Origin of the sequence: Ollibium composti (genome assembly GCF_004801285.1) — a bacterium.
Classification (GTDB): domain Bacteria; phylum Pseudomonadota; class Alphaproteobacteria; order Rhizobiales; family Rhizobiaceae; genus Mesorhizobium; species Mesorhizobium composti.
Map to the genome: position 1 here is coordinate 33,147 of NZ_SSNY01000013.1, position 25,680 is coordinate 58,826.

Sequence of the window (25,680 nt, forward strand, 5' to 3'; positions counted from 1 at the left end):
GCGATGACGACCGTTCGTCGACCGTCAGGCCGCCCAATCGGAGCGGTGAGCGAAGCGAATTCGCATGAGATCAGGAAAATGGTGCCCCTAGCCGGGATCGAACCAGCACTCCTTGCGGAACTCGATTTTGAGTCGAGCGCGTCTACCAATTCCGCCATAGGGGCACGGACCGGGCAGGTCCGGATGGGCGCGGACTATACGGTCAGGGGCCTGTTCGTCAACTGGCCTCGCCGGTTTACCGCGCTGTCGATTTCGTGAACCCTGCGCCATTGTGCGGCGGGCGGAAACTTTCTAGACAAGCTCCGCATCACGAGGGCTTTCCATGCTTCGCGGACTCTATGACTGGACCTTGTCGCTCGCGGCAAGGAAATCCGCCGAATGGTGGCTGGCCGTCATCGCCTTCGTCGAAAGCTCGGTGTTCCTCGTGCCGGCCGACGTGCTCTACCTGCCGATGGCGCTGTCGCGGCCGGACCGGGCCTATCGCTATGCGCTGATCGCCACGGTCGCCTCGGTGCTCGGCGGCGTCGCCGGCTGGTTCATCGGCCACTACGCCTATGAGACGATCGCCGTGCCGATCCTGCAATTCTACGGCAAGTACGACGAGTTCGAGGCGCTGCGCACCTCCTCCGGCATCGGCTTCATCATCCTGATGCTGATCACCTCGGGCGCCGCCCACCTGCCGCCGATCAAGGTGGTGACCATCCTGTCGGGGGTCATCGGCGTCAACCTTGTCCTGTTCATCGGGCTCGCCATCGTCGCGCGCGGGGCGCGCTTCCTTTTGCTCGCCTGGTTGCTGCGCCGCTACGGCGAGCAGATCAAGGATTTCATCGAGAAGCGCCTCGGCATGATCGCGGGCGCTGCCGCCGTCGCCCTCATTCTGCTCTACATCGTCGTCAAATGGGTGTTCTGAGCGGACTTCATCACGGATGACCTTGCCATGACCGATATCGCCACCCCTGCCGCCACGCTCCGCCGCACGCAGATCGCCGGCTTCCTCGCCGTCGCCATGGCGGCCACCGTCGGCGGGGCGCTCGCCTTCCAGTACATAGGCGGCTACATCCCCTGCAAGCTCTGCTACGAGCAGCGTCTGCCCTACTATATCGGCGCGCCGCTGATGCTGGTAGCCTGCCTCGCCTCGCTGATGCGGGCGCCGGCCTGGGCCGTGCGCGGCCTGCTTGCCATCGGGGGGCTCCTGATGGTCTACGGCCTCTATCTCGGCGTCTTCCATTCCGGCGTCGAATGGGGCTGGTGGCCGGGGCCGACCGACTGCACCACGGTCGGCGTCTCGGTCGATACCGGCGGCAACGGCGTGCTCGACGCGCTGAACGAGTTCGTGCCGCCGTCCTGCGACAAGGCGGCGCTGCGCATCCTCGGCCTGTCTCTGGCCGGCTGGCAGGCGATCGCGGCCCTCATCCTCGGCGCGGTGGCCTTCAAGGGCGCGTTCGGCAAGGATTGAAGTGCGGGGAAGACGGCGCCTTACGGCTCCAGTTCGACATCCCAATAGAGATAGTCCATCCAGCTTTCGTGCAGATGGTTGGGAGGGAAGAGGCGGCCGTTGTTGTGGAGGTCGTGCACGGTCGGCTTGTAGGGTTTCTGCAAAGGCCACATCTTGGCCTGCGCAGGCATCATGCCGCCCTTCCTGAGATTGCAGGGCGAACAGGCGGCTACCACATTTTCCCACGTCGTCGCGCCGCCGCGATGACGCGGGACCACATGGTCGAAGGTGAGATCCTCCCCCGTCCCGCAATATTGGCACTGGAAACGGTCGCGCAGGAACACGTTGAAGCGGGTGAAGGCCGGATGCCGGGACGGCTTCACGTAGGCCTTGAGGCTGACCACCGAGGGCAGCTTCATGGAAAAGGTCGGCGAGGAGACGGCGTGCTCGTATTCGGCGACGATGTTGACGCGCTCGAGGAACACCGCCTTGATCGCGTCCTGCCAGGACCACAGCGACAAGGGGTAGTAGCTGAGCGGGCGGTAGTCCGCGTTCAGCACCAGTGCGGGCAGCGCATCCGGAGATACGGCAACCGTCACGTTCCTCGTCTCCTTGTGTCTCGAACCGTACGGTGCCGATACTGTAAGCCCGACATGACAGCGATGTGAAGCGGATTGTGAGCCGCGCGAGACGCCGAAAATGCGCTATTTTCACGCATTTTCGCGGTTCAGGCGATCGGCGTGGCGTCGCGGCCCTTCATTTCGCGATAGTAGGCCCAGAAAAGCCGCGACGCGACGCCGCGCCAGGGCGCCCATGATTCGGCTATGCGGATCAGCGTTTTTTCCGGCGGGCGAGGATCGATGCCGAGTGCATGGCCGACGGCGCTCTGCAGGGCGACGTCGCGCGCCGGAAACACGTCCGGGTGCCCGGCCGAGAACAGAAGATAGCACTCCGCCGTCCAGGGGCCGATGCCCGGCACGGCGGTCAGCGCCGCGATGGCCTCGCCGGCATCGAGCGAGCACAGGTGGTGGAGGTCGAGGCCGCCGGCCACCGCCTGGGCGGCCGCCAGGAGCCCGCGCTGCTTCGGCCGCGACAGGCCTGCCTCGCGGAACACCGCCTCGCCGGCGCCGAGCACCGCCTGCGGCGTCAGTGGGTCGAGCAGGCCGGTCAGCCGCCCGAAGATGGCGTCGGCGCTGGCGCGCGACACCTGCTGCGAGACGATGATGGAGGCGAGGCTTTCGAAACCCGGCTCGGACAAGCGCAGCGGCACAGCGCCGGCCCTGCCGCGCACCGCCGAGAGGCGCGGGTCGAGCGCGACGAGCGCATCCAGCCCGCGCGCAACGTCGTCCAGCGTGGCGATGCGCTGCATGTTTCCTCCATGGCCGAAGGCGATGCCCGCCGACTTGACTTCCATGGCCGCACGGTAGCAATCGAAAGCCATGCCGCACAGCCCGACCGTTGCCGCATCATGACGCTGCTGACATTCCGTTTCGCGCCGAGCCCGAACGGCGCGCTGCATCTCGGCCATGCCTATTCGGCGCTGCTCAACCAGAAGCTGGCGCGGACGGCTGGCGGGCGGCTTCTATTACGCATCGAGGACATCGACACGGCGCGCTGCACGCCCGAACTGGAAGCCGGCATCTATCGCGACCTCGAATGGCTGGGCCTCGAATGGGAAAGGCCGGTGCGGCGCCAGTCCGGGCATTTCGCCGACTATGCGGGGCTGCTCGACCGGCTGGTGCAAGAGGGGCTGGTCTATCCGGCCTTCATGAGCCGGGGCGAAATCCGCGCCTTCATCGCCGACAGCGGCAAGGCGGCAAGCTGGCCACGCGATCCCGACGGCGCGCCGCTCTATCCGGCCGTCGACAAGGCGCTGCCGGACAAGGAACGGCAAAGGCGGATCGCAGACGGCGCGCCGTTTTCGTGGCGGCTCGATATGCGGGCGGCGACGGCGCGGGCGGGCGAGGGGCTTTGCTGGACGGAATTCACCGACGAGACGCTTTCGGCGTCCCGGCAGGTCGAGGCGCAGCCGCAAGCCTGGGGCGACGTGGTGATCGCGCGGCGCGACGTGCCGACGAGCTACCATCTGGCGGTGGTGGCCGACGATGCCTTGCAAGGCATCAGCCATGTCGTGCGCGGCATGGATCTTTATCGGGCGACCGGTGTGCAGCGCCTGTTGCAGGAATTGCTCGGGTTTCCCGCACCGCGCCATTTCCACCACCGGCTGATCCTCGGGCCGGACGGCCGCAAGCTTTCCAAGAGTTTCAGGGATACCGGACTGGCGGCTTTGCGGGAGGCCGGTGCGACGCCGGGCGACGTGCGGCGGGCGGTGGGGCTGGAATAGCGGTCTGCCCTTCAGCTCCCCTTAGTCTATGAATCAGCGGTTTCGTTTTGCCTGGCCAGCCAAACCGCATTACATCGGCGCTTCCGATTCCTCCGGACAAGGTTTCCCGGCAATGCACGGCCTGAAGCGGCTGGTTCCCGCCACCTTCGTCGTCCTGTGGGCGACCGGTTTCATCGGCGCGCGCTACGCCATGCCGTGGGCCGAGCCGTTCACCTTCCTGGCGCTGCGCTTCGGCATCGCCGCGGTCCTGTTCGCCGCGCTGATGACTGCTCTCGCATCGAAACGCCTGACTTCGGCCGAAGCGTTTCACGCGGCGATCGCGGGCGTTCTGATGCACGGCGTCTATCTCGGCGGCGTGTTCTGGGCGATCCATCGCGGCCTGCCTGCCGGCATCTCGGCGCTGATCGTCGGGCTGCAACCGCTGATCACCGCCGTTATCGCCGGCAAACTGCTCGGCGAAAAAATCCTGCCGCGCCACTGGCTCGGCCTGGCCGTCGGCTTCGTCGGCGTCGTCATCGTGCTGTGGCCGAAGCTCGGCGCGCTCGGCAGCGGCGTCACCGCCGCCACGCTGACGGCGTCGATCGTCTCGGTGATCGGCATGAGCCTGGGGACCGTCTGGCAGAAGCGTTTCGCTTCCGGCGGCAACCTGTGGGCGGCGACGTTCTGGCAATATGTCGGCGGGCTGGCGACCGTGGCGCTGGGCTCGGCCCTTCTGGAGACGCGCCAGGTCACCTTCAACGGCGAGCTGGTCTTCGCGCTTGCCTGGCTGGTGCTGGTGCTGTCGATCGGCGCCATCTTCCTTCTGATGCTGATGATCCGCGAGGGCGCGATGGCGAAGGTCGCCTCGCTGTTCTACCTGGTGCCGGCCGTCACCGCCGTCATGGCATGGCTGCTGTTCGGCGAGGACCTCAACCTTGTGCAGATTTTCGGCATGGCGGTCGCCACGCTGGGCGTCGGTCTGGCGACGGCCCAGAAGGTGCCTCAGCCGGTCACCCGCGCCCGCGCCTCCAGGTAGCGGCTGATGGCGGCGTTGAGCTCGCCGCCGAGGATGAAGACCGCCGAGACGATGTAGAGGAAGACGACGGCGATCATGATCGAGGCCAGTCCCGCATAGGTCGTCACATAGCTGGAGAAATGGTCGATATAGCTGGCGAAGACGGTCGAGCCGATCAGCCAGCCGATCAGCGTGAACAGGATGCCGGGAACCAGCGAGACGAAGCGCCGCTTGCCCGCCGGCAGCCAGAAATGCACGGCGAACAGGCCGCCGACGATGACCGCCGAGGCGACGGCGTAGCGCCAAACGGTGATGGTGCCCATGTAGGGCTTGATCCACTCGATATGGGCTTCCGCCAGCCGCGCCAGGATGGGCGCGAAGACGAGCAGAACGGATATGGCGAGGATGCCCGCCGTGGCGATGAGCACGAAGACGAGGCTCTGGGCGCGGCGGTAGAAGAAACCGCGCGTTTCGCTCACCCGGTAGGCGCGGTTGAGCGAGGTGCGCAGCGCCTCGATGCCGTTGGAGGCGAAATAGGCGGCCAGTACCACGCCGTAGGTCAGAAGGTCGGTGCGCTGCACGGTCAGCACATTGAGCACCTCGCGGGCGATCGGCTTGGCGATCTGCTCGGGCCAGGTGTCGAAGACGATGTGCACGGCGGTGTCGGCGAAGGCCTGCGCGCCGAGGAAGGAGGCCAGCGTCGTTGCGAAGATGAGGAAGGGGAACAACGCCATCAGCGCCGTGATGGCCAGGTGAGAGGACATCGCCCAGCCGTCGTCGTTGTTGAAATGGCCCAACGCATCGTAGAGGACGCGCTTTACGGCGACGATGTTGCGCAGCAAGGGTCCCTACCTGCGATTGTGTACCGGCCGCGAATATGGGAAGGGTTTGCCGCAAATGGCAAGCCTTGCAGCCACCGATCGCGCGGCCGAGCCGCCGTCCATCATCGTCACCGGCGCATCCTCCGGTATCGGCGCCTATTGCGCGCGGGCGCTTAAGGCCGACGGCTGGCGGGTCTTCGCCACCGCGCGCAAGGCGGCGGATATCGCGGCCCTTGAGGCGGAGGGCTTCGAGGCCTTCTTCATGGACTATCGCGACGCCGCCTCCATCGAGGCGCTGGTGACACTGGTGTTGGAACGCACCGGCGGGCGGCTCGACGCACTCTACAACAACGGAGCGCATGCGCAGGCGGGTGCGGTCGAGGACCTGCCGGTCGAGGCGCTGCGCGACCAGTTCGAGGCCAATGTCTTCGGCTGGCACGATCTCACCCGGCGCGTCGTGCCGGTGATGCGCCGGCAGGGTCATGGCCGGCTGGTGCATTGCTCTTCGGTCCTCGGGCTGATGCCGGCCCGCTTCCGCGGCGCCTACTGCGCCTCGAAATACGCGATCGAGGGACTGATGCTATGCCTGCGGCAGGAACTGCGCGGCAGCGGCATCCATGTCTCGCTGATCGAGCCGGGGCCTGTGCGCTCGAACATCCACGCCAACGGCAGGCCGCTGTTCGAGAAGACCATCGACAAGGCAGCCTCGGTCCACAGCGCCGGCTATGGCGAGCAAATGGAGCAGGCGCGGCTGGCTGCCGCCGAGGCCCGCAGGAACGATCCGCAGGTCGTCTACGCGGCGCTCAGGCATGCGCTTCTGTCGCAACGCCCGAAGCCGCATTATGTGGTAACCATGCCGGCGCGACTCGGCGTCATACTCAAGCGCGTGCTGCCGGCGGCGCTGTTTTACCGTATCCTTGCCCGCACGACCTGACCAATCGGGAACGTCCATGGAAACCTTCGTCAAAGCCCTCGCCATCGTCGCCATGGTCGCCGTCGTGGCGGTGCTCGTCCGCGGCCTCGTCAACATGATGCGCGGCGGTTCCGGCGTGACCTCCAACAAGCTCATGCAGGCGCGCGTGCTGCTGCAGTTCGTGGCGCTGGTGCTGATCCTGATCGTCGTCTACATGACGCGCAAGTAGCCGGAAGCGGAGGCTCGTCGTGGTCAGACTGAACAAGATCTACACCCGCACGGGCGACGACGGCACGACCGGCCTCGGCTCCGGCGAGCGGCGGCTGAAATCGGATCTTCGGGTGGAAGCCTACGGCACCGTCGACGAGGTCAATGCCTGCGTCGGCATGGCGCGGATCCATACCGGGGCGTCGCATCCTGAAATCGACGCCATGCTGGCGCGCATCCAGAACGATCTGTTCGACCTCGGCGCCGACCTTGCCGTGCCCGATACCGGCGAGAAGCTGGACTACGAGCCGCTGCGCATCGTGCCCGCCCAGGTCGAGCGGCTGGAAAAGGACATCGACCTGCTCAACAAGGAGATCGCGCCGTTGCGCTCCTTCGTGCTGAACGGCGGAACGCCGGCGGCGGCGGCGTTGCATCTTGGCCGTACCGTGGCGCGGCGGGCCGAACGGCTTGTCGTGGCGCTGGCGCAGGAGCCGGACGAGCATGTCAACCGCGACGCGCTCAAATATCTCAACCGCGTGTCCGATTTCCTGTTCGTCGCCGCGCGCGCCGTCAATGACAACGGCAAGGCGGACGTGCTATGGGTGCCGGGCAAGAACCGCTGACGGCCGGGTTGGATGCAACAGGGTCGGGCGGAAGGCACCGGGAACCGGCCTGATGTTCATTCCGCTTTACGATTCCAACCATCTGCGCTCGATCAGCCTGCAATACGTCACTTTCGGGCTGATCGCGCTCAACGTCGTGGCCTATCTGTGCACCAGCCTCGGTGGGGAGCAGTTCACCAACGCCGCCGTGCTCGGCCTCGGCTTCATCCCCTCGGTCGTCCACGACACGGCGGAACTGGCTCCGCAATTCGTCGTCATCCCGGAGAGCCTGAGCTACCTCAGCTACGCCTTCCTGCACGCTGACATCTTCCATCTCGGCGGCAACATGCTGTTTTTGTGGGTCTTCGGCGACAATGTCGAGGATGCGCTCGGCCATGTCCGCTATCTTGTCTTCTACCTGGCCTGCGCCGTTGCCGGCGCCTTCGTCCACGGCCTCGTCGCACCGGATTCGCAGGAGCCGCTGATCGGCGCTTCCGGCGCCATCGCCGGCGTGGTCACCGCCTACCTGATCCTGTTTCCCCGCGTGAAGGTGTGGATCCTCGCCTTCGCCCGCATTCCGCTGCGCATTCCCGCCTATATCGTGCTGGCGCTGTGGATTTTCCTGCAGGTGGTCATGTTCCTGGCCGGCGGCGAGGACCAGGTGTCCTGGGCCTGCCATGTCGGCGGCATCGTGGCGGGCGCGGTGCTGGTGCTCATCCTGCGCCGCCGCGACGTGCCGCTCGAGGATGAGGAGATCGTCGTGGCGCCGGCTTCCATCGACGCCGAGCCGATCGTGCCTGTCGAGGAGCCGCCGGCGGCGGTGTCCGCGCCGCGCTGGGGTCGCCAGTAAGGTCGAAAAGGCAGGTCTTTCAACCGATTTGGTGTGCACTGCGATATTGACGGTGAGGGCGGGCGCCACTAGGGTCCGCGCGCCTTTGGCAGCCTTTCCGCCACCCGCGAGGCGTCGGAAGAACGGAATTTTCGCCGCAAATGTCGGCATTCGGCAAATCCCGCCGGGCAGGCGCTGGTAAGAGCGCACCCGGACATCGTTGAGAGGTGAGATTGAGATGAAAGTTCTCGTGCCCGTGAAGCGGGTTGTGGACGCCAACGTGAAGGTTCGTGTGAAGGCCGACGGTTCGGGCGTCGAGCTTGCCAACGTCAAGATGGCGATGAACCCGTTCGACGAGATTGCGGTGGAAGAGGCGATCCGGCTGAAGGAAGCCGGCAAGGCCGAGGAGATCGTGGTTGTGTCGATCGGTCCCGCGCAGGCGGCCGAGACGCTGCGCACCGCGCTCGCCATGGGTGCCGACCGGGCGATCCTGGTCAAGGTCGACGGCGAGGTCGAGCCGCTGGGCGTCGCCAAGGTTCTGAAGGGCGTGGTCGAGGCGGAGAAGCCCGGCCTCGTCATCCTCGGCAAGCAGGCGATCGACGACGATTCCAACCAGACCGGCCAGATGCTGGCCGCACTTCTGGGCTGGTCGCAGGGCACCTTCGCCTCGAAGATCGAGCTTGCCGGCGACCGTGCCAAGGTAACGCGCGAGGTCGACGGCGGCCTTCAGGCGGTGGATCTGAAGATGCCGGCCATCGTGACGGCGGACCTGCGCTTGAACCAGCCCCGCTACGCCTCGCTGCCTAACATCATGAAGGCGAAGAAGAAGCCGCTGGACGAGAAGACGGCCACCGATTTCGGCGCCGACGTCGCGCCGCGGCTGAAGGTGCTCAAGACCGAGGAGCCGGGCGGCCGCAAGGCGGGCGTCAAGGTCAAGACCGTCGCCGAGCTGGTCGACAAGCTCAAGAACGAAGCCGGCGTGCTGTAAGCGATCGGGAAAGGAACAAGAAATGGCAATTCTCCTCATCGCCGAACACGACAACGCCTCGCTGTCGGACCAGACCGCCAAGGCGCTGTCGGCGGCAAGCAAGATCGGCTCGGATGTCGACGTGCTGGTGGCCGGCAAGGGCGCCAAGGCAGCGGCCGATGCCGCCGCCAAGCTGAAGGGTGTCCGCAAGGTTCTTCTGGCCGAGGCCGACGAACTGGCCGAGCGGCTGGCCGAGCCGACCGCCGCACTCGTCGTCTCGCTCGCCGGCAACTACGACGCGATCGTCGCGCCCGCCACCGCCACCGGCAAGAACGTCGCCCCGCGCGTCGCCGCCCTGCTCGACGTGGCGCAGGTGTCGGAAATCATCGAGGTCGTCTCGCCGGACACCTTCAAGCGGCCGATCTATGCCGGCAACGCCATCCAGACGGTGCAGTCGACCGATGCCAAGAAGGTGGTGACCGTGCGCACCGCCTCCTTCCAGGCGGCCCCCGAAGGCGGCTCGGCCAGCGTCGAGACCGTATCTGCTGCCGCCAATCCGGGCCTGTCGACCTTCGTCGAGAACAAGCTGTCGGAATCGGATCGTCCCGAGCTCACCTCGGCCAAGATCATCATCTCGGGCGGCCGTGCGCTGGGTTCGGCGGAAAAGTTCCAGGAGGTCATCCTGCCGGTGGCCGACAAGCTGGGTGCCGCCGTCGGCGCCTCCCGTGCGGCAGTCGACGCCGGCTATGCGCCGAACGACTGGCAGGTCGGCCAGACCGGCAAGGTGGTCGCGCCCGACCTCTACATCGCCTGCGGCATCTCCGGCGCCATCCAGCACCTCGCCGGCATGAAGGACTCGAAGGTCATCGTCGCCATCAACAAGGACGAGGAAGCGCCGATCTTCCAGGTCGCCGACTACGGCATCGTCGGCGACCTCTTCACCGTCCTGCCGGAACTCCAGAAGGCGCTTTGACGGCGGTTCCGATCCGATATTAAATTGTAAGGGCGGGGTAGACGAAGTCGCCCCGCCCTTTTAATTTTGCGGTGCACAAAAAGCGGGCAACGGGATGCCATCATGAGCAAGATCGAAACCATCGGTATCGTCGGCGCGGGTCAGATGGGCGGCGGCATCGCCCATGTGTCGGCGCTCGCGGGCTACAAGGTTCTGATCTACGACGTCGGCGCCGAGCGCATCGAGACGGGCATCGCCACCATCAGCGGCAACATGGCCCGTCAGGTCGCCTCCGGCAAGCTGGAGGAGCAGGTGCGCAAGGACGCCATGGCGCGCATTTCGGCAGCGCCCGACATGGCGGGGCTTGCGGGGGCTGATCTGGTCATCGAAGCGGCCACCGAGGACGAGGCCGTCAAGCGCAAGATCTTCGCGCAACTCTGCCCGCTGCTCAACCCGGAAGCGATCCTCGCCACCAACACCTCCTCGATTTCGATCACGCGGCTGGCGTCCACCACGGACCGTCCCGAGCGGTTCATCGGCATCCATTTCATGAATCCGGTGCCGGTGATGAAGCTCGTCGAATTGGTGCGCGGCATCGCCACCGACGACCGCACCTTCGAGGCGTCAAAGGGCTATGTCGCCCAACTCGACAAGACCGCCACCGTGTCGGAGGATTTCCCGGCCTTCATCGTCAACCGCATCCTTTTGCCGATGATCAACGAGGCAATCTATACGCTCTACGAAGGCGTCGGCAGCGTCGAGGCGATCGACACGGCGATGAAGCTCGGCGCCAACCACCCGATGGGACCGCTGCAGCTGGCTGACTTCATCGGCCTCGATACCTGCCTGTCGATCATGCAGGTTCTGCATGATGGCCTGTCGGATTCGAAGTACCGGCCATGCCCGCTTCTGGTGAAGTATGTCGAGGCCGGCTGGCTCGGCCGCAAGGCGGGCCGCGGCTTCTACGATTATCGCGGCGAGCACCCGGTGCCGACGCGCTGATCCGCTGTTTTCCGCTCGGTCGGGAATTCGCTCGGCTGCCGTGGCGGGTGGCCCGGCGGGATGGGCGCGAATCTGATCTAGAAAAGCAATAGGGCTGTCGCGGCCGCCAACGCCACCGTTGCCGCGGCGAGGACGGCAAAGTGCTGGGCTATGCGGAAGGCCGGCTGCGGCGGCAGGATTTCCGGCGCGATGTCCGGGATCGGTCCCATGGCCAGCCGGGCGGCGCGTTCGAGCCTGTACATGTCGGCGCCCATTTTCGAAGCCTCGCGTATCGTCGACCGCTCCCCCGCGAACCATGCGCCGTTATGGTAAATGAGAGGTTAACCGCGCACCGGCCGAGGATGCGTCGTCATGCCGGCCCTGCCCGATGCTCCCGGCCCGTCGGGCTCAATCGATCTCGAAGTTGCCGTGCGGCACGGTGAGACTGTAGTCCAGACGGTCGTTGCCTATATCGAGCTTGGCCGCGCCGTTGAGCGAGGCCGGCACGACACGTTCCAGCGCCACCGAACCGAAGCGCTTGCCGTTCTTCGGTTCTTTGTGCGGCGCGATCCGTTCGTGCCATGCCAGCGACAGCGAAAGGTCGTCCGGCTCGCCCTCAAGCCCGGCAACGACCTCGACGAAGCCGTCCGGCCTGGAGAGCGCGCCGTAGCTGACGGAATTGACGGCTAGCTCGTGCATGGCAAGGCCGATGTGGAGGGCGGCGTTCGGGTTGAGGAACGGGTTGGCGCCCTCGAAGCGCAGGCTGTTCACCGGGTCTGGGCCGTAGCGGCCGACCTGGCCGGCCACCAGTTCGCGCAACCGCGCGCCGCGCCAGTTCGACGAGGTCACCAGATCCTGCGAGGAGGCGAGCGATTGCAGCCGGCCGCGGAAGCGGGTCAGGAAGTCGGCGATGCCGTCGGAATAGCGGCCGGTCTGGGAGGCGATGCCCTGGATGATGGCAAGCAGGTTCTTGGACCGGTGACTGACTTCGCGCAGCAGCGTGCGCAGCGTCTGTTCGCGCCGCTTCTGCTCGGTGGTCTCGACCTTGGTGGTGACGATGCCCTGCACTGCGCCGCTGTCGTCGAGGTCGGCGTCGACCCAGATCTCGAACCAGCGCATGCCGTCTTCGGCCGGCATGCCGATCTCGAAACGCTCCGGCTTGCCGGTGGCGACGACTTTGCGACGGGCCGTGTCGAGGCGTTCGGCCTGTGCGGCCGGGAGCATGTTCTGCCCGGCCTCGCCGTCGCCGGATACCCAGGGCGCGCGCATGTTGCGGCCCCACACCATCTTCAGGTCACGGTCCTGGTAGAGCACGGCGACGCCCGCATTGCGCAGGGCGTGCATCAGCGCCCGGCCGAGCTGTCCGTCTTTCTCGTCGGTCGGCAGGCCTATCGTCTCGTCGCTATAGGAACTCTGCCCTTTTGGGGTAGACCCGAAACTCATGTGCCAACGCATCCCCTCCAGGCAGTTGCAACGGCATATGCTGGATTAGGTTCCATCAGGCCGGCGATGATCGGTGAAAAGTGTGACGAAAGGGTTCCGCCGGGCTGCTGTCCGGTGAGGACCGCAACCCGGCGGCGACTGGAAACCGATTGAGGGGGGCGGCTTCCAGTATCGAACGGCCGGCCATTCACGCTCGCCTGAAGAGCGCGGCCAGCAGGGAGAGCACGAGGAACGCCAGGAAGATGAAGAACAGGATCTTGGCCAGCCCGGCCGAGGCCCCGGCTATGCCGCCGAATCCGAGCGCGCCGGCGATGATGGCCACGACAAGAAACACCAGCGCCCAGTAGAGCATTGTCCATCTCCTTCAAGCGATGGCTGAAAACGCCGGTCATCGCCGTTTGTTCCATGATTGTGCGAAAAGCGCCGCCTCAGGCGGCGGCCTTGGCCTGCCGGTCGAAGAACAGCGCCTGGCTGATGAGCGCCTTGACCATATCGGGATTGAACGGCTTGGTGACGAGGAAGGCCGGTTCCGGACGCTCGCCCGTCAGCAGCCGCTCCGGGAAGGCGGTGATGAAGATCACCGGCACCGAGGTCGAGGACAGGATCTCGTTGACGGCCTCGATGCCCGAGCTGCCGTCGGCGAGCTGAATGTCTGCCAGCACCATATGCGGGTGCGTGCGGCCGAAAAGGGCAACCGCCTCGGCATGGGTGCGTGCCGTGCCGACGACGCGATGGCCGAGGCTTTCCACCATCTCCTCGATGTCCATGGCGATCAGCGGCTCGTCCTCGATGATGAGGATATCGGTCGCGACCTGGCGCGAAATCTCGTTCGAGGCCTCGGCCAGCAGGTCGGAGAAGGCGTCTTCGTCGATGTCGAGGATCTCGGCGGCTTCGGCCGCGCTGAAGCCCTCGACCGCGACCAGCAGGAAAGCCTGGCGCGGCAGCGGCGCCAGCGCGTTGAGGTTGGCGGCGGCGCGTTGTTCCCATGCCGACTGGGCTTCCTCCTGCGGCACGCGGATGGCGACGGAGGTGAACAGCCTGGCGAAGACCTTGTAGAGCGCGATGCGGTCGCTGGACGCCTTGGGGAAGATGTCGACGTCGGCGATGATCGCTTCCAGCATCGCGGCCACCAGGGCATCGCCGCTTTCCTGCGAGCCCGAAACGGCGCGTGAGAAACGGCGCAGGAACGGCAGGTGCGGAGCGATGGTTGCGGACAAGCTCATGATGAACGTCTCCCTCAGATGACGTGCTTAGGATCGGATCAGGCGGATTGCAAACCCCCACGGTGCAAGGCCCGGACCTAAAAACGTCAGCCGGTGAAAAAAGTTCCGCGGCAAGGGAACGATTTTCCGCAACATGCGTTTTCGGCTCCAATCGGGGTGACCAGACAAGGGTGCCGCTCGCCTTGACGTATGGTGGACGGCGGCGGGGACGGGGAAAATATGAAGGACATGATGAAGACCTCCACGGCTGACGCGCGACAGCGTCGGAAGGGTTCCGGCGACCTGCTCGGGCCGAACTCTGAAATCGGCCGCAAACTCCGACAATATTACGACGACCTGGTTTCCGAGGACGTGCCGGATCGCTTCGCCCAGCTGCTGGCGCAGCTGGAGCAGGCAAAACCTGCCTCCAAGAAGGACTGACGCATGGCCGTTTCGCAGGGCTTCAAGACCGATCTGCTCGGTTCGATCCCGTCCTTGCGCGCGTTCGCGCTGTCGTTGGCGCAGAACGCTGACAAGGCGGACGACCTCGTCCAGGAAACACTGGTCAAGGCATGGGACAAGCACGCCTCCTTCCAGCCCGGCACCAACCTCAAGGCCTGGCTGTTCACCATCCTGCGCAACGAGTTCTATTCGCAGATGCGCAAGCGCGGCCGCGAGGTGCAGGACAGCGACGGCATCATGACGGCCAAGCTCGCCGTCCATCCGGCCCAGCACGGCCAGCTCGACCTCGAGGATTTCCGCGGCGCGCTGGAGCAGCTACCGGAGGACCAGCGCGAGGCGATCATCCTGATCGGCGCGTCCGGCTTTTCCTATGAGGAAGCGGCCGAGATCTGCGGTTGTGCTGTCGGTACCATCAAGAGCCGCGTCTCGCGGGCCCGTGCCAAGCTGCAGGAAATCCTGCAGATCACCGGCGAGGACGAGTACGGCCCGGACGCCATCTCCACCCAGGTGATGGGCAAGCCGGCCGCCTGATCCGCGTTCAGGCCGGCGAGAGGCGGCCGCAGGCCGCGGCGACGGCGTTCACCAGGTCGGCGCCGGCATAGGGTTTGGCGACGAAGGCGACTTCGGGAAACGAAGCCTGGACTTCGTCGGCGTCGGAATGGCCCGAAGCGAAGACGAACGGTTTGCCCGCCTGTTGCAGCCGGCGGGCGAAATCGAGTGTCGAGACGCCGTTGAGCATCAGATCGACGATGGCGACGTCGACGGACGAGACGGCGGCCTGCGGGTCGATTTCCTCCAGCGCGCGCACGGTGATGACCTCCGCCGCGCCGTTGTCCAGGCACAACTGTTCCACGTCCATGGCGATCAAGGGTTCATCCTCGAGCAGGAGCACGCGCAGGCCGTCGAGCAAATCAGACATTCGTTGAGCCTCGGCAAACCGCAGAATCGCGTCCTTAAAAAGCCGGCGAGTCATGAGCGTTGACGGCGCTCCTGTCATTTAAAAAAGACATGCGGGGCGACATCTGAGCGTGAGCGGGCGGAACCCTATCGACGCTGGGACGTTGCTGTCCGGCATTGAGGGGGTCTGAATGTCAGGTCAAAACGGCCGCTCCGTTTCCACGCGTCGATATCCTTGCGAAAACTGCCCGTTGCGGCCGTTGCCGGTCTTCCGCGAATTCACGGCCAAGGAACTCGCCTATGTCACCCATTTCAAGAAGGGCGAGCTGGCGGTGGAGCGGGGCGCGACCGTGTTGGTCGAAGGCAGCCACAGCGCGCATCTCTATACGGTGCTGTCCGGGTGGGCGTTTCGCTACAAGCTGTTGTCGGACGGCCGGCGGCAGATCCTCAATTACACCATGCCGGGCGACCTGATCGGCCTGCAGGGCAGCGTCATGGGCGAGATGCAGCACTCGGTCGAAGCGCTGTCGCCGATGCTGCTTTGCGTGTTCGAGCGCGGCGAACTGCATGATCTCTATCGCAACTATCCCGAACTGGCCTATGACATCACATGGCTTGCCTCGCGCGAGGAACGGATGCTGGACGAGAACCTGCTCAGCGTCGGCCGTCGCTCGGCGCTGGAGCGCTGCGCCTATCTCATCGCCTTCATATGCGCGCGCGCGGACGGCGTCGGCCTGATCGCGCGCAAGCCCGTCGCCATCCCGATCACCCAGCAGCATGTCGCCGATACGCTCGGCCTGTCGCTTGTCCACACCAACAAGACGATCCGCAAGCTGGCGGCGCGCGGGCTGGTGCGCTGGCGCGACGGCGGCTGCGAGGTGCTCGATGTCGACGGATTGAAGGAACTGGCGCATTGGGAAGGGCTCGGCGAGGAGCGCCGGCCGCTGGTATGAGGCGGCCGTTTTCGGCAGGCCGAACGCTGGCGGAACAATGGACCGTACCGGACGTTTGCAATGACCAAACACAGGAGCACCAGAATGGCGACCGCAAAGACCGTCAACCAGACCACCGCCGGCGACAATGCCACGGCCGATCTCGAAGCCGATATCCGGCAGCTCAGGGCCGACATCGAAAAGCTGGCCAAGCAGATGGCGGCCACCGGCCAGCAGGGCTACGGCACCGCGCGTCGCGCCGCCGCCGAGGGCGTCGAGCAGTTGCGCGTGCAGGGCGAGGCGGCGATGGACAGCCTCAAGACCAATGCGCGCGACCTGGAGGAACAGGTTCTGGCGAGCGTGCGCGAAAAGCCGGTGACATCGCTGGCGATCGCGGCCGGCGTCGGCTTTCTGTTCGCGCTCCTGTCGCGCCGCTAGGCCATGATGCCGAAAAGTGTGAAACGGTTTTCGGACGACATCATGATCTATCTATTTGATTTTGCCGCATGTATGCGACGCCAAGTGTTTCCACTTGGCTGCAACATGCTCTAGCCGGGCGCCGCCATGGGAACACTGGCATCGCTGCTCGCGGGTTTCGCCTCAGGGGAGACGGCCGCTGCGTTGAAGCGAGCGAAGCTCGCCGCAATCGTCCATCTGCTTGCTGGAACGGCGGCACTTGTCGGCGCCGGCTTCCTCGTCGGCGCCCTCTATATCTGGACGGCGCTGCGCTATGGCTCGATCGAGGCCGCCACCGGGTTCGGCGTCGGCTTCCTGGTCATCGCGGGACTGATCCTGCTTGTCTTTAGGCTGTCGGCCGGTTCGCGTGCCAGGCAGCGGGAACGCCGTCGCAAGGCCGACATGACCGCGGTCGGTCTCACCGCGGCGCTGGCGCTGCTGCCGGCGCTCGCGCGCGGCAAGGGCGGGCTAGGCCTGATCCTCGGTCCGGCGGCGGCGATGCTCGCCTATGCGATCTACCGCGAGAACGTCAAATCCGGACCGGACGACCCGGACCCTGGAGCCGGCATTTGAGGCGCCCGAAGGCTGGAACCTTCGCGGTTACCCATCGTTAGCCTCCCTGAAAGCGTCGCGTTCCAATGCAGGATCAATGCGTTGGATTCCTTGTGCCCTGCGGCACACGGCGCTCCAAGGAGGCGACCATGGTCAAGATCATTCCACACAACGAAGCCCGTCAGGGGCGCTGGGGTTGGCATGTGCTGATCGTGCTTGTCGCGGCCCTGCTGCTCGCCTTCGCCGTCTGGGGCGGCGTCGGCTTCTACGGCGAGATGCTGGACAACGGCACGCCGGCCGCCGACACCGCCGCTCCCGGCGGTTGATGCGGTCTCCTACCGCTTCTTCCTGCCTGTCGCGACCTGATGGCAGGTCGTGGCAGGAAGGTATCGGCCTCTTTTTTCAATCCTGTCGGATCGTGCCGCGTCGCGCCGTCCTTGCATAAACGGACCGCGCGCGCTTTCATTTCGTCTGCGATGCGTCGTATCCGGGAGGAACGAGAATGACGCATTCCTACCGTTGGATGATCGTCGCCGCCGGCGCCCTGATGGGCTGCGTGGCCATCGGCGCGATGTTTTCGCTGGCCATCTTCCTTGAGCCGATCGCCGTCGATACGCAATGGTCGCGTGCCGGCATCTCCAGCGCCATGACGCTGAACTTCCTCGTCATGGGGGTGAGCGGCTTCGCCTGGGGCGCGGTGACGGACCGGTTCGGCGCCCGCATCGTGGTGCTGACCGGCGCGGTGCTTTTGGGGCTGGCGCTGGTGCTGGCGAGCCAGGCTCACTCGCTACTGGCCTTCCAGCTCGGTTACGGCGTGCTGGTGGGGATCGCGGCGTCGACCTTCTTCGCACCGATGATCGCGCTCACCACCGCCTGGTTCGACCGACAGCGCAGCCTTGCCGTCTCGCTCGTCTCGGCCGGCATGGGGGTTGCGCCGATGACGGTCTCGCCCTTCGCGCGCTGGCTGATCACTGCCTATGACTGGCGCACGGCCATGCTGGTCATCGGCATCGGCGCCTGGGTGCTGCTGTTGCCGACCGCGCTGCTGGTGCGCCAGCCGCCGCAAACGGCAGGGGATGTGCCGGCCGGCGGCGAAATCGCCGGTGAGCCGGACATGACGGTCTGGCAGGCGTTGCGCTCGCCGCAGTTCCTGGTGCTGGGGCTCACCTTCTTCGCCTGCTGCGCGGCGCATTCGGGGCCGATCTTCCACATGGTCAGCTACGCCATGCTGTGCGGCGTGGCGCCGATGGCGGCGGTCACCATCTACAGCGTCGAAGGGCTGGCGGGGCTGGGCGGGCGCATCCTGTTCGGCGTCGCCGGAGACAGGCTGGGCGCCAAGCCGGTGCTGGTCGCCGGCCTGCTGATCCAGGCGGCGGTGATCCCGGCCTATCTGCTGGCCGGCGGGCTCGGGCAGTTCTACGGGCTGGCGGTGATCTTCGGCGCCACCTATGGCGGCACCATGCCGCTCTATGCGGTCTTGGCACGGGAGTATTTCGGACCGCGCATCATGGGCACGGTGTTCGGCGCGGCGACGATGCTGTCGGCGCTCGGCATGTCCTTCGGCCCGTTGGCCGGCGGCATGATCTACGACGCCTATGCCAGCTATTCGTGGCTGTTCATCGGCTCGGCGCTGGTCGGGCTGGGCGCGGCCGGCATGGCGCTGGCTTTCCCGCGGGTGAAGCCGGCCTTGCCGCAACCGGCATGAGCGGAACCGGCCCGGGCGGCCGGCTCAACGATTTGCGGAGAGAGGCGCTGCCTCAGGCGAAGGCGCCGTGGCAGTGCTTGTATTTCTTGCCCGAACCGCAGGGGCAGGGCTCGTTGCGGCCGACCTTGCCCCAGGTGGCGGGGTTGGCCGGGTCGCGCTCTTCCGCCGGCACGGTGCGGGTGTTCTCCAGCACGGCGAGCAGGGCGCCGCCCTCGTTGAAGTCGTCCTCGCCGGTGACGGGGTCGATATGCTGGCCGATCGCCTGCGGCGCTTCCGGCGGCGGCGCCTCGGCGGCCTGACGCACCAGCTCGACGCGCATCAACTGCGCCGTCACCGCCTGGCGCATGTTGCCGAGCATTGCCTGGAACAGCTCGAAGGCTTCCTGCTTGTATTCCTGCAGCGGGTCGCGCTGGGCATAGCCGCGGAAGCCGACCACCGAGCGCAGGTGGTCAAGGTTGACGATGTGCTCGCGCCACAGGGCGTCGAGCGTCTGCAGCACGATGGAGCGCTCGACATAGGCCGTCACGTCGGGGCCGAAACGGCCGGCGCGGTCGGCGGCGGCGGCATCGGCGGCGGCGGTGATGCGCTCGAGGATGTTGTCCTCGGCGATGCCCTCCTCCTTCACCCACTCCTCGATCGGCAGGTCGAGGTTGAGGTACTGCTGCACCTCCGCCTTCAGGCCGGCGGCGTCCCATTGCTCGGCATAGGCGTTTTCCGGGATCGCCTTGGCGACCATCTCGTCGATGACGTCGTTGCGCATGCCGGCGACCGTCTCCGACAGGTTCTCGCCGTCCATCAGTTCGATGCGCTGTTCGAACACCACCTTGCGCTGGTCGTTGGAGACGTCGTCGTATTTCAGCAGATTCTTGCGGATGTCGAAGTTGCGCGCCTCGACCTTGGTCTGGGCCTTCTCCAGCGCCTTGTTGATCCAGGGATGGATGATGGCCTCGTTCTCCTTCAGGCCGAGCTTGGTCAGCATGCCGTCCATGCGCTCGGAGCCGAAGATGCGCATCAGGTCGTCCTGAAGCGACAGGTAGAACTTGGAGCGGCCGGGATCGCCCTGGCGGCCGGAGCGACCGCGCAGCTGGTTGTCGATGCGGCGGCTTTCGTGACGCTCGGTGGCCAGCACGTAAAGGCCGCCGGCGGCCAGCGCCTTTTCCTTCAGCTTCGCCACGTCCTCGCGGATGGCCTTCTCGCGCGCCTCGCGCTCGGGGCCGGCTGGCATGTCGGCCAGCTCCTGCTCGATGCGCATGTCGGCGTTGCCGCCGAGCTGGATGTCGGTGCCGCGGCCGGCCATGTTGGTGGCGATGGTGATGGCGCCCGGCACGCCGGCCTGGGCGACGATGGAGGCTTCCTGCTCGTGATGGCGGGCATTGAGCACCTGGAAGCCCTTGATGCCTGCCTTCTTGAGCAGTTCGGCCAGAAGCTCGGACTTCTCGATCGAGGTGGTGCCGACCAGCACCGGCTGGCCCTTGGCGTGGGTGTCGCGGATTTCCTGGATGATGGCGCGGTACTTTTCCTCGACCGTGCGGTAGACCTCGTCGTCCTCGTCGATGCGCTGGACCGGCAGGTTGGTCGGGATATCGGTGACTTCCAGGCCGTAGATGTTGCCGAATTCCTCCGCCTCGGTCAGCGCCGTGCCGGTCATGCCGGCCAGCTTCTTGTACATGCGGAAGTAGTTCTGGAAGGTGACCGAGGCGAGCGTCTGGTTTTCCGGCTGGATCGCCACGTGCTCCTTCGCCTCCAGCGCCTGGTGCAGGCCTTCCGAATAGCGGCGGCCGGGCATCATGCGGCCGGTGAATTCGTCGATGATGACGATCTCGCCGTTGCGGACGATATAGTCCTTGTCCTTCTGGAACAGGCGATGCGCCTTGAGCGCATTGTTGACGTGGTGGACCATGGCGACGTTCTCGACGTCGTAGAGCGACTCGCCCTTGAGCAGGCCGGCGCCGCGCAGCATGTTTTCCACCTTCTCGGTGCCGTCCTCGGTGAAGATCGCCGTCTTCTGCTTCTCGTCGACCTCGTAGTCTTCGGGCAGCAGCTGGACGATGAAGGCGTCGACGGTGTTGTACATCTCCGAACGGTCCTCCAGCGGACCGGAGATGATGAGCGGCGTGCGCGCCTCGTCGATCAGGATGGAGTCGACCTCGTCGACGATTGCGTAGTTGTGGCCGCGCTGCACCATCTGCGCGCGCTCGTACTTCATGTTGTCGCGCAGATAGTCGAAGCCGAGCTCGTTGTTGGTGGCGTAGGTGATGTCGCAGGCATAGGCCGCGCGCCGCTCCTCGTCGTCGAGGCCGTGGACGATGATGCCGACGGTCATGCCGAGGAACTTGTAGATGCGGCCCATCCATTCGGCGTCGCGGCTGGCGAGGTAGTCGTTGACGGTGACGACATGGACGCCCTTGCCGGCCAGCGCGTTGAGATAGACGGGCGCGGTGGCGACCAGCGTCTTGCCCTCGCCGGTGCGCATCTCGGCGATGCCGCCGCCGTGCAGAACCATGCCGCCGACCAGCTGCACGTCGAAGGGACGCATGCCGAGCACGCGTCGCGCCGCCTCGCGCACGGTGGCGAAGGCGGGAACCAGAAGGTCGTCGAGCGAGGCGCCGTTGGCGAGATCGTCGCGGAATTTTTGCGTGCGGGCGACGAGATCGGCGTCGGACAACGCCCGCATCTCGTTTTCCATCGCATTGATCGCCTCCACTCGCGGGCGCGTCGACTTGACGCGACGGTCGTTTGCCGATCCGAAGACCTTGCGGGCGAGAGAGCCGAGACTGACCATAAATGGTCCTTTCGCTTGTATTCCTGATCGTGGCGGCGGGCTCGATCGAGGCCCGTCAAGCCGATCCTGAACGGATAAAACACCGAAAAGCGCCCGGAACTTGTTCTGGACGCAAAGTCGCTGGACAGATAAGAGGGGCCACAAACGATGTCAACGTTGCGTGCGCCGGCTCGAGCGCGCCCAATTCCGCCACATTTCGGTTGATCTCAACAGCCGGACAGTTCCCCCACCGGAGTGATCTTCATGCAATTTTCGTTCTGCCGCCCGTCGTTTGCCGGCCTTGGCCTGGCGCTCGGCCTGTCGGCCCTTGTCCTGTCGCCGCTGGCGGCGCAGGAAACCGCCCCTGCCGCGCCGGATGCAGCGGCGGCCGCCAAGCCCGTCGATCCTGATGCCGTGGTTGCCACCATCGGCGGCAAGCCGATCACCGAGGCGGACCTTGCCATGGCCGAGGGCGAGCTTTCCCAGCAATTCGCGCAGCTGCCGGCCGAGCAGCGCCGCGCCGCGGCCCTTTCGGCCGCTATCGAGATCAAGGTGATGGCCGCCAAGGCGGTGGCCGACGGCCTCGACAAGGACGCCGATTTCCAGCGCCGCGCCGCCTTCCTGCAGGAACGCGCGCTGCATGGCGAGATCGTCGAGAAGGAGGTGGTCGACAAGATCACCGACGACGAGGTGCGCGCCCGCTACGACAAGGAAATCGCCGCGCAGCCGGCCGTCAACGAGGTGCATGCCCGTCACATTCTCGTGAAGACGAAGGAAGAGGCAGACGCCATCATCAAGGAGCTGGACGGCGGCGCCAAGTTCGAGGACCTCGCCAACAAGCACACCACCGATCCGAGCGGCAAGACGAGCGGCGGCGATCTCGGCTGGTTCGGCCCCGGCCAGATGGTGCCGGAGTTCGAGAAGGCGGCGATGGCGCTGGAGCCCGGCTCCTACACCAAGGAGCCGGTGCAGACGCAGTTCGGCTGGCATGTCATCAAGGTCGAGGACAAGCGCCCGAAGCAGCCGCCGGCTTTCGAGCAGGTGAAGGACCAGATCCGCTCGGCGGTGCTGCGCGACAAGTATTTCGCGCTGGTCAAGGAACTGCGCGCCGCCGCCAAGGTCGAGATTCCCGACGAGGCGCTGAAGAAGGCCGTCGATGCCGCCGAGGGCGGCAAGTAGGCGAGACGGCGAGACTGGACAGGGCGGCACCGCGAGGCGCCGCCCTTTTTCTATCCGCAGGTCTGTCTTGCCTGTCTTCGAAGCCCTTGCGCGCCCGCGCGCTATCGGGCAAACCGGCCTCCTTCCATGCTTTGCAGCCGAGGCTCACAATGTCCGCAACCGTTTCCCCGCTGGCGCCGAAGAAATATCCGAAGATGCCGGGGATAGAGGGTGTGCGCATCGCCACCGCCGAGGCCGGCATCAAGTACAAGGGCCGCACCGACCTGCTCGCGATGGTGTTCGACGCCGGCACGACGGTCGCCGGCGTCTTCACCCGCTCGAAATGTCCTTCGGCGCCGGTCGATTTCTGCCGCCAGAACCTGCCGGGCGGCAAGGCGCGCGTGCTGGTGGTCAATTCCGGCAACGCCAACGCCTTCACCGGCAAGAAGGGTCGCGAGACGACGGCGATGACGGGCGATGCGGCGGCCAAGGCGGCCGGCTGCTCGGCCGGCGAGATCTTCCTCGCCTCGACGGGCGTGATCGGCGAGCCGCTCGACGCAAAGAAGTTCAGCCATCTGCTCGGCGATCTGGTGAAGGCGGCGAAGCCGGAGCTGTGGACCGAGGCGGCGAGGGCGATCATGACCACCGACACCTATCCCAAGGTGGCGACGGCGACGGTGAAGCTCGGCGACGCCGACGTGACCTTGAACGGTATCGCCAAGGGCGCCGGCATGATCGCGCCGGATATGGCCACCATGCTTTCCTTCGTCGCCACCGACGCGCCGATCGCCGCGCCCGTCCTGCAGGACCTGTTGTCGCGCGGCGTGGGAAAAACCTTCAACGCGGTGACGGTGGACAGCGACACCTCGACCTCGGACACGCTTCTCCTGTTCGCCACCGGTGCGGCCGCCAAGCGCGGCGCACCGGCCATTACCGATGCCAAGGACGCGCGGCTCGGGCCGTTCCGCCGGGCGCTCGGCAAGATGCTGAAGCAACTCGCCCGCCAGGTGGTGCGCGACGGCGAGGGCGCGCGCAAGGAAATCGAGGTGACCGTCACCGGCGCCAAGTCGGCGCGCTCGGCCAAGAAGGTGGCGCTGGCGATCGCCAACTCGCCGCTGGTCAAGACGGCGGTGGCCGGCGAGGACGCCAACTGGGGCCGCGTCGTCATGGCCGTCGGCAAGGCGGGCGAGCCCGCCGACCGCGACCGCCTGTCGATCTGGTTCGGCGACAATCGCCTCGCCTTCGAGGGCGAGCGCGACCCGGCCTATTCGGAGGAGAAAACCTCCGCCTACATGAAGCGCGATTCGGTTGTCATCCGCGCCGACCTCGGCATCGGCCGCGGCAAGGCGACGGTGTGGACCTGCGACCTGACCAAGGAATACGTCGCCATCAACGGAGACTACCGCAGCTGATGGCCGCTCCATCGCCGAGCGTGCTCGCCACCGTGCGCCGTTTCGAGGCGGCGGGGTTCCGCGCATGGCCGGCCGCGACGGTGCACTATGACGGCACCTGGGCGATCCGACTCACCGCCGGCCTGCCGGCCAAGCGGCTGAATTCGGTCAATCCGCTCGATCCCAGCGACGTGCACGACCTTCCGGAGCGCATCGCGCGCGCCGCCCGGCGCTTCGACGCCTACGGCCGGCCGCTGACCTTCCGCATCTCGCCGCTGTCGGGCGAGGCGCTGTCGGCGCATCTCGATGCCGAGGGCTGGGCGCGCTTCGACGACTCGCTGGTCATGCGCATGGCGCTGACCGATGCGGCGGTGGAGGGTGCGCAGGATCAGATTCCGCTCAAGGACATCGGCCGCTTCATCGGCGCGGCGCTCAAGGTGCATGGCTCGGACGCCTCGCTCCGGCCCGGCCTGTCGGAGATCATCGGCGCCATCCAGCCCGAAACCGGCCTGTTCGCGCTGGAGCATGGCGCCGAGCCGCTGGCGACGCTGATCTGCGTCCACGACGCCGATCTTGCCGGCCTGTTCGAGATCGCCACCGCGGCGGCCGTGCGCGGGCAGGGGCATGGCCGCAGCCTCGTTCTGTCGGCGCTCAAATGGGCGCGGCTGCGCGGCGCGCGCCAGGCCTGGCTGCAGGTAGAGGCCGCCAACCAGCCGGCGCTGGCGCTCTACCGGTCGCTCGGCTTCGAGGAAGTCTACCCCTACCATTACCGCCGCCCGCCGGGAGCGGCTGTCGATGGCTAGGCGCCTGCTTCTGGTGGCGGCCTGCGCGCTGGTCGATGCGGACGGGCGCGTGCTGATCGCGCAACGTCCCGAAGGCAAGCAGCTTGCCGGCCTGTGGGAGTTTCCCGGCGGCAAGGTCGAGACCGGCGAGACGCCGGAGGAATGCCTGATCCGCGAGCTTCGCGAGGAGATCGGCGTCGAGACGCAGGCTGCCTGCCTGGCGCCGCTGACCTTCGCGAGCCACTCTTACGACGATTTCCACCTTCTGATGCCGCTCTATGTCTGCCGCCGCTTCACCGGCATCGCCGCGCCGCGCGAGGGACAGGCGCTGAAATGGGTGAAGCCTGCCCGGCTGCGCGACTACCCGATGCCGCCGGCCGACGCGCCGCTGATCCCGTTCCTGATCGATCTTCTGTGACCGCCAATCTTTTGTGATTGTGATCGCGCGGCCGCGCGCGAAAGGCGCCCTGCGTTAAGAAAAGATTTATCCGGACATGAAAAATTGACGAGACGCCGCTTTCCGGCCGTGCAATGCTGTGGGGACGCAAGCCGATGAGCCTCGAAAAGGAGTGGGATGCGATCCGGCCCGACCGGTCGCAGCGCGCCTCGCAAGCCGGCATGGGCGTGCTCAGGCTCGCTTTGCTGTTCGGCTCGGCGGCCATCGCGCTGGCGCTGATCGCCACGCCGCTGCTCGACCGCGAAAGCCGGCAGATCTATGCGCGCGACAACGGCGTTTTCGGGCTGGACATGACCAGCACCGGCTCCGTCAGCCGTTCCAGCAGCTACACGGTGCGCCGTTCGGTGCTGCAACCGTCGCCCGATTCGGTCTGCATCATTCGCGCCGACGGAAGTCGCAGCGGCGACTGCTGAGGCCGGGACTCTTTCACCGCCCGT

General features: G+C 66.2%; 32 protein-coding genes and 1 tRNA gene. 23 read left to right on the forward strand and 10 right to left on the reverse strand.

Features of this window, described 5'->3' with window-relative positions:
• Positions 1-79: 79 nt before the first annotated feature.
• Positions 80-164: transfer RNA gene (locus E6C48_RS19210), tRNA-Leu, on the reverse strand.
• A 158-nt stretch (positions 165-322) separates the two neighbouring features.
• On the opposite strand from E6C48_RS19210, the gene E6C48_RS19215 reads away from it, so the two are divergent.
• Positions 323-910 (forward strand): YqaA family protein, encoded by a 588-nt coding sequence (locus E6C48_RS19215; protein ID WP_136359804.1) that lies wholly within the window; start codon positions 323-325, stop codon positions 908-910.
• Between the two features lie 27 nt (positions 911-937).
• The gene (locus tag E6C48_RS19220; RefSeq protein ID WP_136359805.1) at positions 938-1,456 is read left to right on the forward strand and encodes a disulfide bond formation protein B; all 519 of its coding nucleotides are present in this window, start codon (positions 938-940) and stop codon (positions 1,454-1,456) included.
• Positions 1,457-1,476: 20 nt separating this feature from the next.
• On the opposite strand, the gene E6C48_RS19225 is transcribed toward E6C48_RS19220, so the two are convergent.
• Positions 1,477-2,034, reverse strand: coding sequence for an HNH endonuclease (locus tag E6C48_RS19225; protein ID WP_136359806.1), 558 nt, complete (start codon positions 2,032-2,034; stop codon positions 1,477-1,479).
• A gap of 128 nt (positions 2,035-2,162) precedes the next feature.
• Entirely contained in the window at positions 2,163-2,804 is a 642-nt protein-coding gene (locus E6C48_RS19230; RefSeq protein WP_136359896.1) for a DNA-3-methyladenine glycosylase family protein, read from the reverse strand.
• A gap of 99 nt (positions 2,805-2,903) precedes the next feature.
• On the opposite strand from E6C48_RS19230, the gene gluQRS reads away from it, so the two are divergent.
• Together gluQRS and E6C48_RS19240 are read left to right on the forward strand one after the other, a co-directional pair.
• A complete protein-coding gene (gene gluQRS, locus E6C48_RS19235) occupies positions 2,904-3,779 on the forward strand; it encodes a tRNA glutamyl-Q(34) synthetase GluQRS (protein WP_136359807.1) in 876 nt (291 codons plus the stop codon).
• 112 nt (positions 3,780-3,891) lie between these two features.
• On the forward strand, positions 3,892-4,794 hold the full coding sequence (locus E6C48_RS19240) for a DMT family transporter (protein WP_136359808.1): 903 nt from the start codon (positions 3,892-3,894) through the stop codon (positions 4,792-4,794).
• On the opposite strand, the gene E6C48_RS19245 is transcribed toward E6C48_RS19240, so the two are convergent.
• Positions 4,761-5,615: a YihY/virulence factor BrkB family protein gene (locus tag E6C48_RS19245; protein ID WP_136359809.1), complete on the reverse strand. Its 855-nt coding sequence runs from the start codon at positions 5,613-5,615 to the stop codon at positions 4,761-4,763. The genes E6C48_RS19240 and E6C48_RS19245 overlap by 34 nt on opposite strands.
• 55 nt (positions 5,616-5,670) lie before the next feature.
• Here E6C48_RS19245 and E6C48_RS19250 point away from each other — a divergent pair, with 55 nt between their 5' ends.
• The 7 genes from E6C48_RS19250 (at position 5,671) to E6C48_RS19280 (ending at position 11,066) form a co-directional block, all read left to right on the forward strand.
• The gene (locus E6C48_RS19250) at positions 5,671-6,528 is read left to right on the forward strand and encodes an SDR family oxidoreductase (protein WP_136359810.1); all 858 of its coding nucleotides are present in this window, start codon (positions 5,671-5,673) and stop codon (positions 6,526-6,528) included.
• A gap of 16 nt (positions 6,529-6,544) precedes the next feature.
• Positions 6,545-6,736 carry a twin transmembrane helix small protein gene (locus E6C48_RS19255; RefSeq protein ID WP_136359811.1) on the forward strand — a complete coding sequence of 64 codons (192 nt, stop codon included), beginning with the start codon at positions 6,545-6,547 and terminating at the stop codon, positions 6,734-6,736.
• A gap of 19 nt (positions 6,737-6,755) precedes the next feature.
• Positions 6,756-7,337 (forward strand): cob(I)yrinic acid a,c-diamide adenosyltransferase, encoded by a 582-nt coding sequence (locus E6C48_RS19260; protein WP_136359812.1) that lies wholly within the window; start codon positions 6,756-6,758, stop codon positions 7,335-7,337.
• A gap of 52 nt (positions 7,338-7,389) precedes the next feature.
• Entirely contained in the window at positions 7,390-8,166 is a 777-nt protein-coding gene (locus tag E6C48_RS19265; RefSeq protein ID WP_136359813.1) for a rhomboid family intramembrane serine protease, read from the forward strand.
• Positions 8,167-8,383: 217 nt separating this feature from the next.
• The gene (locus E6C48_RS19270) at positions 8,384-9,133 is read left to right on the forward strand and encodes an electron transfer flavoprotein subunit beta/FixA family protein (protein ID WP_136359814.1); all 750 of its coding nucleotides are present in this window, start codon (positions 8,384-8,386) and stop codon (positions 9,131-9,133) included.
• 22 nt (positions 9,134-9,155) lie between these two features.
• On the forward strand, positions 9,156-10,085 hold the full coding sequence (locus tag E6C48_RS19275; protein WP_136359815.1) for an electron transfer flavoprotein subunit alpha/FixB family protein: 930 nt from the start codon (positions 9,156-9,158) through the stop codon (positions 10,083-10,085).
• Between the two features lie 102 nt (positions 10,086-10,187).
• Positions 10,188-11,066 carry a 3-hydroxybutyryl-CoA dehydrogenase gene (locus tag E6C48_RS19280; RefSeq protein ID WP_136359816.1) on the forward strand — a complete coding sequence of 293 codons (879 nt, stop codon included), beginning with the start codon at positions 10,188-10,190 and terminating at the stop codon, positions 11,064-11,066.
• A 77-nt stretch (positions 11,067-11,143) separates the two neighbouring features.
• On the opposite strand, the gene E6C48_RS22625 is transcribed toward E6C48_RS19280, so the two are convergent.
• The 4 genes from E6C48_RS22625 to E6C48_RS19295 form a co-directional block, all read right to left on the reverse strand.
• Positions 11,144-11,320, reverse strand: a complete 177-nt coding sequence (locus E6C48_RS22625; RefSeq protein WP_168734585.1) for a hypothetical protein — start codon at positions 11,318-11,320, stop codon at positions 11,144-11,146.
• A 133-nt stretch (positions 11,321-11,453) separates the two neighbouring features.
• Positions 11,454-12,488, reverse strand: a complete 1,035-nt coding sequence (locus E6C48_RS19285) for a sensor histidine kinase (protein ID WP_136359817.1) — start codon at positions 12,486-12,488, stop codon at positions 11,454-11,456.
• Between the two features lie 187 nt (positions 12,489-12,675).
• Positions 12,676-12,840 carry a DUF1328 domain-containing protein gene (locus E6C48_RS19290; RefSeq protein ID WP_136359818.1) on the reverse strand — a complete coding sequence of 55 codons (165 nt, stop codon included), beginning with the start codon at positions 12,838-12,840 and terminating at the stop codon, positions 12,676-12,678.
• Between the two features lie 76 nt (positions 12,841-12,916).
• Positions 12,917-13,711, reverse strand: a complete 795-nt coding sequence (locus E6C48_RS19295) for a response regulator (protein WP_136359819.1) — start codon at positions 13,709-13,711, stop codon at positions 12,917-12,919.
• A gap of 219 nt (positions 13,712-13,930) precedes the next feature.
• Here E6C48_RS19295 and E6C48_RS19300 point away from each other — a divergent pair, with 219 nt between their 5' ends.
• Both E6C48_RS19300 and E6C48_RS19305 read left to right on the forward strand, forming a co-directional pair.
• On the forward strand, positions 13,931-14,131 hold the full coding sequence (locus tag E6C48_RS19300; RefSeq protein ID WP_407941025.1) for a NepR family anti-sigma factor: 201 nt from the start codon (positions 13,931-13,933) through the stop codon (positions 14,129-14,131).
• Positions 14,132-14,134: 3 nt separating this feature from the next.
• Positions 14,135-14,683 (forward strand): sigma-70 family RNA polymerase sigma factor, encoded by a 549-nt coding sequence (locus tag E6C48_RS19305; protein ID WP_136359821.1) that lies wholly within the window; start codon positions 14,135-14,137, stop codon positions 14,681-14,683.
• 7 nt (positions 14,684-14,690) lie between these two features.
• On the opposite strand, the gene E6C48_RS19310 is transcribed toward E6C48_RS19305, so the two are convergent.
• Positions 14,691-15,071 carry a response regulator gene (locus tag E6C48_RS19310; RefSeq protein WP_136359822.1) on the reverse strand — a complete coding sequence of 127 codons (381 nt, stop codon included), beginning with the start codon at positions 15,069-15,071 and terminating at the stop codon, positions 14,691-14,693.
• A gap of 169 nt (positions 15,072-15,240) precedes the next feature.
• On the opposite strand from E6C48_RS19310, the gene E6C48_RS19315 reads away from it, so the two are divergent.
• The 5 genes from E6C48_RS19315 (at position 15,241) to E6C48_RS19330 (ending at position 18,694) form a co-directional block, all read left to right on the forward strand.
• Entirely contained in the window at positions 15,241-16,002 is a 762-nt protein-coding gene (locus E6C48_RS19315; RefSeq protein WP_136359823.1) for a Crp/Fnr family transcriptional regulator, read from the forward strand.
• A gap of 84 nt (positions 16,003-16,086) precedes the next feature.
• On the forward strand, positions 16,087-16,419 hold the full coding sequence (locus E6C48_RS19320) for a DUF883 family protein (protein WP_136359824.1): 333 nt from the start codon (positions 16,087-16,089) through the stop codon (positions 16,417-16,419).
• Between the two features lie 126 nt (positions 16,420-16,545).
• The gene (locus E6C48_RS19325; RefSeq protein WP_136359825.1) at positions 16,546-17,010 is read left to right on the forward strand and encodes a hypothetical protein; all 465 of its coding nucleotides are present in this window, start codon (positions 16,546-16,548) and stop codon (positions 17,008-17,010) included.
• A 128-nt stretch (positions 17,011-17,138) separates the two neighbouring features.
• Positions 17,139-17,315, forward strand: a complete 177-nt coding sequence (locus E6C48_RS22630) for a hypothetical protein (RefSeq protein WP_168734586.1) — start codon at positions 17,139-17,141, stop codon at positions 17,313-17,315.
• Positions 17,316-17,491: 176 nt separating this feature from the next.
• Positions 17,492-18,694, forward strand: coding sequence for an MFS transporter (locus tag E6C48_RS19330; protein WP_136359826.1), 1,203 nt, complete (start codon positions 17,492-17,494; stop codon positions 18,692-18,694).
• 52 nt (positions 18,695-18,746) lie between these two features.
• On the opposite strand, the gene secA is transcribed toward E6C48_RS19330, so the two are convergent.
• Positions 18,747-21,476 (reverse strand): preprotein translocase subunit SecA, encoded by a 2,730-nt coding sequence (gene secA / locus E6C48_RS19335; RefSeq protein WP_136359827.1) that lies wholly within the window; start codon positions 21,474-21,476, stop codon positions 18,747-18,749.
• Between the two features lie 243 nt (positions 21,477-21,719).
• Here secA and E6C48_RS19340 point away from each other — a divergent pair, with 243 nt between their 5' ends.
• From E6C48_RS19340 to E6C48_RS19360, 5 genes are all read left to right on the forward strand, one after another.
• A complete protein-coding gene (locus tag E6C48_RS19340; protein ID WP_136359828.1) occupies positions 21,720-22,634 on the forward strand; it encodes a peptidylprolyl isomerase in 915 nt (304 codons plus the stop codon).
• A gap of 149 nt (positions 22,635-22,783) precedes the next feature.
• On the forward strand, positions 22,784-24,025 hold the full coding sequence (gene argJ / locus E6C48_RS19345) for a bifunctional glutamate N-acetyltransferase/amino-acid acetyltransferase ArgJ (RefSeq protein WP_136359829.1): 1,242 nt from the start codon (positions 22,784-22,786) through the stop codon (positions 24,023-24,025).
• A complete protein-coding gene (locus E6C48_RS19350) occupies positions 24,025-24,807 on the forward strand; it encodes a GNAT family N-acetyltransferase (RefSeq protein ID WP_206086536.1) in 783 nt (260 codons plus the stop codon). The genes argJ and E6C48_RS19350 overlap by 1 nt, the downstream gene beginning before the upstream one ends.
• A complete protein-coding gene (gene mutT / locus E6C48_RS19355) occupies positions 24,800-25,204 on the forward strand; it encodes an 8-oxo-dGTP diphosphatase MutT (protein WP_136359830.1) in 405 nt (134 codons plus the stop codon). The genes E6C48_RS19350 and mutT overlap by 8 nt, the downstream gene beginning before the upstream one ends.
• A 134-nt stretch (positions 25,205-25,338) precedes the next feature.
• Positions 25,339-25,656 (forward strand): hypothetical protein, encoded by a 318-nt coding sequence (locus E6C48_RS19360; RefSeq protein ID WP_136359831.1) that lies wholly within the window; start codon positions 25,339-25,341, stop codon positions 25,654-25,656.
• The last annotated feature ends 24 nt before the right edge of the window (positions 25,657-25,680 follow it).

Bases quoted from the DNA above. Each gene is read 5' to 3' on its own strand.
- E6C48_RS19350 (WP_206086536.1), top strand. From the start codon at position 24,025: ATGGCCGCTCCATCGCCGAGCGTGCTCGCCACCGTGCGCCGTTTCGAG.
- gluQRS (WP_136359807.1), top strand. From the start codon at position 2,904: ATGACGCTGCTGACATTCCGTTTCGCGCCGAGCCCGAACGGCGCGCTG.
- E6C48_RS19250 (WP_136359810.1), top strand. From the start codon at position 5,671: ATGGCAAGCCTTGCAGCCACCGATCGCGCGGCCGAGCCGCCGTCCATC.
- mutT (WP_136359830.1), top strand. From the start codon at position 24,800: ATGGCTAGGCGCCTGCTTCTGGTGGCGGCCTGCGCGCTGGTCGATGCG.
- E6C48_RS19290 (WP_136359818.1), bottom strand. From the start codon at position 12,840: ATGCTCTACTGGGCGCTGGTGTTTCTTGTCGTGGCCATCATCGCCGGC.
- E6C48_RS19255 (WP_136359811.1), top strand. From the start codon at position 6,545: ATGGAAACCTTCGTCAAAGCCCTCGCCATCGTCGCCATGGTCGCCGTC.
- E6C48_RS19305 (WP_136359821.1), top strand. From the start codon at position 14,135: ATGGCCGTTTCGCAGGGCTTCAAGACCGATCTGCTCGGTTCGATCCCG.
- E6C48_RS19330 (WP_136359826.1), top strand. From the start codon at position 17,492: ATGACGCATTCCTACCGTTGGATGATCGTCGCCGCCGGCGCCCTGATG.
- E6C48_RS19280 (WP_136359816.1), top strand. From the start codon at position 10,188: ATGAGCAAGATCGAAACCATCGGTATCGTCGGCGCGGGTCAGATGGGC.
- E6C48_RS22630 (WP_168734586.1), top strand. From the start codon at position 17,139: ATGGTCAAGATCATTCCACACAACGAAGCCCGTCAGGGGCGCTGGGGT.
- E6C48_RS19285 (WP_136359817.1), bottom strand. From the start codon at position 12,488: ATGAGTTTCGGGTCTACCCCAAAAGGGCAGAGTTCCTATAGCGACGAG.
- E6C48_RS19310 (WP_136359822.1), bottom strand. From the start codon at position 15,071: ATGTCTGATTTGCTCGACGGCCTGCGCGTGCTCCTGCTCGAGGATGAA.
- argJ (WP_136359829.1), top strand. From the start codon at position 22,784: ATGTCCGCAACCGTTTCCCCGCTGGCGCCGAAGAAATATCCGAAGATG.
- E6C48_RS19270 (WP_136359814.1), top strand. From the start codon at position 8,384: ATGAAAGTTCTCGTGCCCGTGAAGCGGGTTGTGGACGCCAACGTGAAG.
- E6C48_RS19275 (WP_136359815.1), top strand. From the start codon at position 9,156: ATGGCAATTCTCCTCATCGCCGAACACGACAACGCCTCGCTGTCGGAC.
- E6C48_RS19220 (WP_136359805.1), top strand. From the start codon at position 938: ATGACCGATATCGCCACCCCTGCCGCCACGCTCCGCCGCACGCAGATC.
- E6C48_RS19230 (WP_136359896.1), bottom strand. From the start codon at position 2,804: ATGCAGCGCATCGCCACGCTGGACGACGTTGCGCGCGGGCTGGATGCG.
- E6C48_RS19295 (WP_136359819.1), bottom strand. From the start codon at position 13,711: ATGAGCTTGTCCGCAACCATCGCTCCGCACCTGCCGTTCCTGCGCCGT.
- E6C48_RS19315 (WP_136359823.1), top strand. From the start codon at position 15,241: ATGTCAGGTCAAAACGGCCGCTCCGTTTCCACGCGTCGATATCCTTGC.
- secA (WP_136359827.1), bottom strand. From the start codon at position 21,476: ATGGTCAGTCTCGGCTCTCTCGCCCGCAAGGTCTTCGGATCGGCAAAC.
- E6C48_RS19240 (WP_136359808.1), top strand. From the start codon at position 3,892: ATGCACGGCCTGAAGCGGCTGGTTCCCGCCACCTTCGTCGTCCTGTGG.
- E6C48_RS19265 (WP_136359813.1), top strand. From the start codon at position 7,390: ATGTTCATTCCGCTTTACGATTCCAACCATCTGCGCTCGATCAGCCTG.
- E6C48_RS19320 (WP_136359824.1), top strand. From the start codon at position 16,087: ATGGCGACCGCAAAGACCGTCAACCAGACCACCGCCGGCGACAATGCC.
- E6C48_RS19300 (WP_407941025.1), top strand. From the start codon at position 13,931: ATGAAGGACATGATGAAGACCTCCACGGCTGACGCGCGACAGCGTCGG.
- E6C48_RS22625 (WP_168734585.1), bottom strand. From the start codon at position 11,320: ATGGGCGCCGACATGTACAGGCTCGAACGCGCCGCCCGGCTGGCCATG.
- E6C48_RS19340 (WP_136359828.1), top strand. From the start codon at position 21,720: ATGCAATTTTCGTTCTGCCGCCCGTCGTTTGCCGGCCTTGGCCTGGCG.
- E6C48_RS19360 (WP_136359831.1), top strand. From the start codon at position 25,339: ATGAGCCTCGAAAAGGAGTGGGATGCGATCCGGCCCGACCGGTCGCAG.
- E6C48_RS19215 (WP_136359804.1), top strand. From the start codon at position 323: ATGCTTCGCGGACTCTATGACTGGACCTTGTCGCTCGCGGCAAGGAAA.
- E6C48_RS19325 (WP_136359825.1), top strand. From the start codon at position 16,546: ATGGGAACACTGGCATCGCTGCTCGCGGGTTTCGCCTCAGGGGAGACG.